This is a genomic window from Flavobacteriales bacterium (assembly GCA_013001705.1).
GTDB lineage: Bacteria > Bacteroidota > Bacteroidia > Flavobacteriales_D > JABDKJ01 > JABDLZ01.
The window spans coordinates 1-7700 of record JABDLZ010000098.1 but is presented as its reverse complement, the minus strand read 5'-3'; the positions used below and the strand labels follow the sequence as shown (position 1 = coordinate 7700).

The 7700-nt window shown below is 49.7% G+C and carries 9 protein-coding genes; 1 reads left to right on the top strand and 8 read right to left on the bottom strand.

The genetic code is table 11. The annotated features are described in order from the left end of the window. From HKN79_03965 to HKN79_03935, 7 genes are all read right to left on the bottom strand, one after another. On the bottom strand, positions 1–918 hold a 918-nt coding region (locus tag HKN79_03965; protein ID NNC82710.1), incomplete at its 3' end, for a TolC family protein. A 79-nt stretch (positions 919–997) separates the two neighbouring features. Beyond that, complete coding sequence (locus HKN79_03960) at positions 998–2467, bottom strand: cysteine--tRNA ligase (GenBank protein NNC82709.1); 1470 nt, start codon at positions 2465–2467, stop codon at positions 998–1000. Between the two features lie 58 nt (positions 2468–2525). Further along, the gene (locus tag HKN79_03955) at positions 2526–3368 is read right to left on the bottom strand and encodes a toxin-antitoxin system YwqK family antitoxin (GenBank protein NNC82708.1); all 843 of its coding nucleotides are present in this window, start codon (positions 3366–3368) and stop codon (positions 2526–2528) included. Positions 3369–3469: 101 nt separating this feature from the next. Next, entirely contained in the window at positions 3470–4414 is a 945-nt protein-coding gene (locus HKN79_03950) for an NAD-dependent epimerase/dehydratase family protein (GenBank protein NNC82707.1), read from the bottom strand. A gap of 34 nt (positions 4415–4448) precedes the next feature. Further along, positions 4449–5087: an AAA family ATPase gene (locus HKN79_03945; protein ID NNC82706.1), complete on the bottom strand. Its 639-nt coding sequence runs from the start codon at positions 5085–5087 to the stop codon at positions 4449–4451. After that, on the bottom strand, positions 5087–5776 hold the full coding sequence (gene purQ / locus HKN79_03940; GenBank protein NNC82705.1) for a phosphoribosylformylglycinamidine synthase subunit PurQ: 690 nt from the start codon (positions 5774–5776) through the stop codon (positions 5087–5089). Before purQ ends, HKN79_03945 begins: the two co-directional genes overlap by 1 nt. Positions 5777–5840: 64 nt before the next feature. Continuing rightward, positions 5841–6818, bottom strand: a complete 978-nt coding sequence (locus HKN79_03935) for a hypothetical protein (GenBank protein ID NNC82704.1) — start codon at positions 6816–6818, stop codon at positions 5841–5843. Positions 6819–6870: 52 nt separating this feature from the next. Between HKN79_03935 and HKN79_03930 the strand changes: the two genes are divergently transcribed. After that, positions 6871–7050 carry a hypothetical protein gene (locus HKN79_03930; protein NNC82703.1) on the top strand — a complete coding sequence of 60 codons (180 nt, stop codon included), beginning with the start codon at positions 6871–6873 and terminating at the stop codon, positions 7048–7050. On the opposite strand, the gene HKN79_03925 is transcribed toward HKN79_03930, so the two are convergent. Further along, positions 7043–7700: phosphoribosylamine--glycine ligase (locus HKN79_03925; GenBank protein NNC82702.1), on the bottom strand; the 658-nt coding region annotated here is incomplete at its 5' end. The genes HKN79_03930 and HKN79_03925 overlap by 8 nt on opposite strands.

Sequence of the window (7700 nt, the reverse complement as noted above, 5' to 3'; positions counted from 1 at the left end):
ACCTACACCTACTTGATTATTCCCGGAATATCCCGATCCGATGGATCCTCTGACCGAAAGCTGTGGGCTTCGGCCTCCTTGGGCGATGTCCATACCTACCTCACTGCTTTCTACTCGCAGTTCAGCGGCCTTGATCTGGGGGAGGTTCTGCACCGCGGTAGAGTACACCTGGAGCACCTCTGGAATCGGCCGTTCCATGTCCAATAGGCTGTCGCTTGGGGCGAGGATCTCGAATTGCTGAGCTTCTTGAGGACCAAGTAGCAGAAGGTTGGTCAAGGTCAATCGGGCGATCATCAAGCTATTCTCTATCTGTGTCAGGTTCAGTACATCGGTGGCCAGTTGAGAACGGACCTCTAAGAGACCGGCCTCGGCCTCTTGTCCTACTTCGAACATGCGCTCCATCCGGGTGACTTGTCGTTCTGAGATACTGACTTGTTCTTCAGCGGCCTTGACCTGCTCTTTGTTGAAGAGCACATTGAGGAAGGACTGGGCCACCAAGAGGGCCATATCGTTCCGCATCAATTTCAGGTCTTCAGCACTGGCTTCCAGGTCGATCTTACTTTGCTTGATGCTGTTGCGGATCTGCATCCCTCTGAATAGCACCATCTCGCTAGAGAGGAATAGATTGTTATTCCGCACTCGGTCTGTGGCGAATTCATTGGTGAAAGGGTCGATGGTCTGACCCCAATTGTATCCATGGGTGGCTCCTGCATTGAGGGAGGGGAACTGGCTGAATCGGGACTGCTTCAGATCGATCTCAGCCATATCGCGGAACATCTCTGTACGTTCTATGTCCAGATTGCTGTCCCAGGCCCGCTCTATGCATTGGCCTAAAGTCCATGGAGTTTGACTGATGAGCAGGGTAGGGCTCAGGGTGGTGAGTATCACCAGGGTCCCTACTAGAAAAAGTCGTTTCATACCAGCACGAATGTAATGCGGTAAGATAGGGTATTAGACCAAAATGTATGGTCGGTATTGAGAAGGTGTATTGGGAGTCTCAGTTCGATGTGCTCCATGAAGTGCCTTCGGGTCCATCTTTGAGCTGGATCCCAGCTTCAGCAAGGCGGTCCCTGATCTGATCGGAAAGTGCGAAGTCCTTGTTCTGCCTAGCCTCTTTCCTGAGGTCGATCAATACCTGCATGATATCATCGAGCTGGTCTCCTGGGCCGGATCCTTGCTCCTCTTCCAATCCCATGACAGTAAAGAGATAGTCACGCATGAGTTCTTTCAGTGCGGCCAGATTCTCTGGGTCGATGGTGGCCTGACCGGCCTTGATCTGATTGATGCTCTTCACCACATCGAAGAGTACCGCGATCAGCACGGGCGTATTGAAGTCATCGTTCATCGCCTCTTCACAGCGGGTCTTGAAATCTGCCGCTGACACTGTTCCGGAATCGCTGGTGGGAAGCTCCTGTAAATTCTGCCAACCTTCCATCATACGGGCGTATCCTTTTTCTGCGGCCTGAAGTGCTTGATTCGAGAAATCCAGGGTACTGCTGTAGTGGCACATGAGCATGAAGAATCTCACGGTCATAGCACTGTATCCCTTCTCCAAAAGCTTGTGGTCACCAGAAAGCAGTTCTTCAGGAGTGAATCCATTCCCTTCTGATTTGGACATCTTGCGCCCATTGACGGTGAGCATATTGGTATGTAGCCAATAATTGACCGGAGTAGTTCCTGTAGAGCCGGTATTCTGAGCTATCTCACATTCATGGTGAGGGAATTTGAGGTCCATTCCACCACCATGTATATCGAATCGTTCTCCCAGATACTTGGTGCTCATCACGGAGCACTCCAAGTGCCATCCTGGAAAACCTTTTCCCCATGGTGACTCCCAGCGCATGATGTGCTCAGGCCCGGCCTTCTTCCATAGGGCGAAATCGAGTGGATTGCGCTTGTCCTCCTGTCCGTCCAACTCGCGGGTGTTGGACATGAGGTCCTCTATCTTTCGACCAGAGAGTTGACCATACTCATGGTCCTCTGCATATCTCAGTACATCGAAATAGACCGATCCATTGACCTCATAAGCATAGCCTTTGTCCAGCAAGGTCTGGGTCATAGCAATCTGCTCTATGATATGAGCAGTGGCTGTTGGTTCAATACTCGGTTCGCTGATATTGAAGAGACGCATCACCGCATGGAATCCGTTGGTGTATCGCTGAACGACCTCCATGGGTTCCAGTTGTTCCAGACGGGCCTGCTTGGCAATCTTATCCTCTCCTTGGTCCACATCTCCCACTAGATGACCTACATCGGTGATATTGCGCACATAGCGCACCTTGTATCCCAAATAGCAGAGGTATCTATAGATGACATCGAAACTGAGAAAGGTCCTAACATTTCCGAGATGGACGTCCGAGTAGACGGTCGGTCCACAGACATACATGCCCACATGAGGCGGATTGATCGGTTGAAAAGCTTCCTTTTTACCGCTCAGTGTATTCTGTACAACAAGCTTGCTCTGCATGCCGCAAAGAAAATGAATTTGATAGGTCAGGGATAGTGGATCTGGATCGGAAAGAGGATCACTTCATATCCTCATCGATAGGCGCATGCCCGATGAGTTTACCATCTTTATATACCTCTATGGTCTCCAGCAGTCCATTGCGATCGTAGCGATACCATTTACCGTTCCAGAGTCGTCCATTCTTGAAGTATCCGGATTGACTGATCTGGCGGTCCTTGTTATACAGCGTGTTATTCCCTGTTTGCTTGAATACGCTGATATTGGGAGTGTCATTCTTGACCACTTGGGTGCGCTTGACTGGAACTGCAGGGGTCTCTTTGACCACCACTTCAGGCTTTTTCATGGTGTAGGTCTTGATCGACCCTTCGGTCATCTTGCCTCCATTGAATTCCTTGGTCTCTTTGAGATCACCATTCGCATAGTACCTCTTCAAGGTGCCTTCTTCTTTACCGTTATTGATCTGTACCTCGAGTTCGACCTGACCATTCTCGTGATAGTACAGCTGCTGACCATTGCGGATTCCGTTCTCGCTGAAGGTGAATTTCTGGGATAGATTTCCGTTGGGATGATATCGCTTGAAATCTCCTGTGTTCTTATTGAATCTCCAGTTTCCTACTTCTTCAGGAATACCGGTCTCATAGTAGGTCTTATACGGTCCGTTGGGGATGTTGTTGGCGTAGGTGATCTCACTGAGTAGCTTACCATTGGGATAATATCGTTTCCAGAGGCCGGTCTTCTTATTGGCCTCATAGTTTCCTTCTTCGATGACTTGCTCAGGGGCATAGCCCTTGGTAGGCCGTACCGAACCAGTGATGATCCAGTAGCCGGTCTTCCGACCTTCTGCATCGAGTGCATTGGTTGCCTCACTGGCCTGTCCGACCATGGTGCTGATGCACATCATACATACTAAGAAGAATCCCGATATCCTCATTATCTTCCTCACGTTTTGAAGTCGCTCTACGATTTACTCCTAGGCGTTTGTACGTGAGAATGGAGGAAGGGTTACAAAAGGTCTTTGATTTTCAGATCAGTGAGCATGAGGTCGACCAGAGACGTGAGATCGACCGAAGGTCTCCAGTGCCAATCTTCCCTTGCTTGACGGTCATCGATGGAATCAGGCCAGTCTGCGGCTATCAGGTCCCGGTGATCCGGTAGGTATTCTATAGTGAACTCCGGAATATGTCGCTGAATCTCAGCTGCAAGGGTCTGTGGATCGAAGCTCATCGCCTGGATATTATAACTGGTCCTTACAGAGAGGTTCTCCGGAGGAGCTGCCATCAATTCCATCGTAGCCCTGATGGCATCATTCATATGCATCATGGGTAATCTCCGGTCAGGGCTTAGAAAACAGCTGAAGTGGCCTTTTTCCAGTGCAGCATGGAAAATATGCACTGCATAGTCCGTAGTTCCTCCTCCGGGGAGACTTCTGCTTCCGATCAATCCTGGATATCTCACACTGCGCACATCTACTCCATGCTTCTCATGATAGTAGTTGCACCAGAGTTCTCCACTGACCTTGCTGATGCCATAGACTGTGGTAGGTTGCAGAGTCTCGTGTTGAGGTGTTTTGATGATCTGCGCATGATGCCCATATACGGCAATAGAACTCGGCCAGAATATCCTATCGACCAAGCCTTCCCTACCCAATTCCAACACATTGAACAACGAAGTCATGTTGAGGTCCCATGCCTTCATCGGGTTGCGCTCTGCTGTGGCGCTCAGCATGGCTGCCATCAGATATACCTCATTGATGCCATGGACCACCAAGGTCTTGCGTATCTCTTCGGCCGAGGTGGCATCTAATCGGATATAGTGACTGTGGTCATCAGGCGAAGGGTCCTTGATATCGGATGATACGACCAACTCCACATCAGGTGATTCTTCCAAGGCTCTGATCAGAGCCGTGCCTACCTGTCCCTTCGATCCGATGATCAATATCCTTCTCATAGAGGTAAATGTATCAATCTGAACAGATATCCACTTACTGTCGGTTGCTTATCCGGAGTGTCTCTTCTCCTTGAATGCGTTCGATCAATTCTGGAATGGCCTCCCGCATATCATATTCGTTATCGATCAGGATATCCACCTGCTCTCGGTGTGGAAGCAGATAATTCCTGAATGCAGGTTCCACGTGATGCTCCCATTGATAGCGTACCGTCTCTTCAGGGTATCCACGCTCGTTGAGGTCGCGTTTCAGTCTACGTTCGAATCGGGTCTCTACATGAGCATCTACAAAGACCTTGATGTCGAAGAGCGGTCTTATGAAGGGATAGTGAAATACGAAAAGGCCTTCTACGACCAGGATCCTACGCGGTTCAAGAACAATGGGTTCTGCTAGCTGCGCTTGATTGTTGAAGGTATAGCGGGCAATTTCCACACGTTTTCCATGGATGAGTCGCTCCATGTCGGTCTTCAATCGACTCGAATCGATGGAATCAGGCAGGTCGAAATTGACCTCGCCATTAGGGTCCTTGGACTGCTTCTCAATGGGATGATAATAGTCATCTTGGGAGACCACCGTGACGTGGTCACTACCGAGTTCGGCCTGGATCAAGCGTATGAGGGTCGTCTTTCCCGACCCACTCCCTCCAGCAATCCCTATGATGAAGGGACGGTCCATCAGGCGGATTCTAGGACGGACAGAGCTTCGAGGATCTTCAGTCCATCGGTATTTCCTACGATCGGCTCTGAGGCACGCTCAGGGTGGGGCATCATGCCGAATACATTCTTTCCGGCATTGCATACACCAGCGATGTTCTCCATACTCCCATTGGGATTGGCCTCGGGTGTGATGTTCCCCTCTTTGTCACAGTACCGGAAGATGACCTGGTCATTGTCATTCAAGGCCTTGATTCCGTCTGCATGGTCGAAATACTTTCCTTCTCCATGGGCGATCGGGATCTTCAGTACTTCATCCACCAAGGGTCCAGAGATGGGTGCTGACTGTGACTGACCTTTCAGAAAGACATTTTTGCAGATGAATCTATGGGAGTCGTTGTGAAGCAATGTACCGGGTAGAAGACCTGCCTCACAGAGTATCTGGAATCCATTGCATATACCCAGCGTCAAACCTCCACGCTGTGCATGTTCCACCACCTCGTTCATAATAGGTGAGAAACGTGCAATGGCTCCAGAACGGAGATAATCCCCATAGCTGAACCCACCCGGCACGACTACCAGATCCACACCTTGCAGATCATGGTCCTTATGCCAGAGAGCGACCACCACATGGCCTATCACGTCACGCATCACATGACGCATGTCTTCATCACAATTAGAACCGGGAAATGTGATCACACCTACTTTCATGAGCTTCACTGATTGTGATGTCAAAAGTAGACGATCCACACGTTCTGAAGGGTGTCAGTAGGGGCTATATCCAGAGAAAAACGAACGTAGTGATCAACCAGACCATGAAGAGAAGCGAATCGACACGTGAAGCATCGCTTTTCAGCAATTCAAGGAATAAGAAACTGAGGGGAAGCCCCATCAAGACCAATCCGGGTCGCGCATCTGCGAGTTGGAATAGGGCCAGCGATAGGAGAAGCGTAACACCGAGAAGCAAGATGCTGATACGGAGTATTTTACGCTTTCTCACAATCCCTTTTCTGGTCTGACGGATAGTCCGAATCAATAAGAGACTACTTACGCTGAGTTGTACGAATATGTAGATGGTGGTCAGGAGTCCGGAGCCTGAACTTCCTGTGGAAGTCTCGGTCAGGAACATGTGATCGTACTCATACATGACCAACTGTCCGGTGATGATGTATTGCAATGAGGTATATAGATACAGAGGGAGTGCTATGCCTACCAAGGTCCAAATGATGCATTTCCAATTCAGTGTCCTCAAAATGGAAAAGCCCGGCCAGACAAAGAGTAGGAGTCCGAACATGATCGGGGATAAGAGAGAGCATAGACTGATGATGAGACCGGCCTTGAAAGCTGCTGCTGCCAGTGAGTCGCCTTCTTTGAGCCCGATCACCTGCGCGTACAGTAAGAGTAAAAGGATCAGTACAATCAGCCAGCTCAGACTCTGACACGAGAGCAGAGCGGTAGCTGAGAACAAGGCAAGTGGATAGAGGGAAGAACGATTCTGATAGTCGAGAATCCCTGTGCTATCCAAGAGCGAGCGTGCTCTGAACGGGATCAGGATGACAATAGCGATACTGAGCAGCGTGCCATATGGGTGGCGAGAAAGAATAGGAAGTGGCCCGAAAAGCCCCGCTATTCCTTCACTACAGGACAAAGGCCATATAAGGAAATGGGAGGTCAACAAGAGAATGACAGCAACATAGAGCAGTGTCCAAGGAAGAGGGTCACACCGATAGACGCGTTTCAGTATCTCGAACACTTGACTAGAATTGCTGATTCATTACTTTCGCCATCGTAAAACAAAGAATGATATGACAGAAGTCTGGTACTCCATCGGTGATTTTATAACGTGGACCTTCGGAATACTCGAGGCACTTGGTAACATACCCAATGTGATCTTCACCATCATCGGTTTTATAGGTGCGGGATTCTGGTTGATGCGTCAAGCCAAGTACACCAAGGAAGACGGACAAGCAGGAAGGCTCATCTGACCACCTCGTTCAGCTCGTATCCGATATCCTTCCTGAAGTATTTCCCTTCAAAATCTATCTGTTGCAGATTGCGGTAGGCCTGTTGCAGCGCTGATTCCAGATTCTCAGCTACTGCTGTCATGGTGAGTACCCTTCCTCCATGGGTCACCAGCTCATCTCCTTCCATCTGGGTTCCTGCATGAAATAGGATACTGGATCCGTCTACATTGTCCGTTCCTGTTATTTTCTTCCCTTTCTCATAGGCCTGCGGATATCCCCCAGAGACCATCATCACCGTACAGGAGCGCTTCTCCGTAATCTTCAATTCCTGCTGGGACAGTGAGCCTTCTCCAACGGCCTTCATATGTTCTAGCAGATCAGAGTCGATACGTGGCAGAACGGCTTCGGTCTCCGGATCACCCATGCGCACATTGTACTCGATCACAAATGGCTCATCGCCTACACGCATCAGTCCGATGAAAAGAAAGCCTTCGAACTCTATCTTGTCTTTCTGAAGTCCGCTGAGCGTACGGTCGATGATTTTTTCCTTGACCTTCTGCATGAAGCTCTCATCCGCTACGGGCGCAGGGGAGAGCGCACCCATTCCTCCGGTATTCAATCCGGTATCTCCCTCGCCTATACGTTTGTAGTCTTTGGCTGTTGGTAGAAGC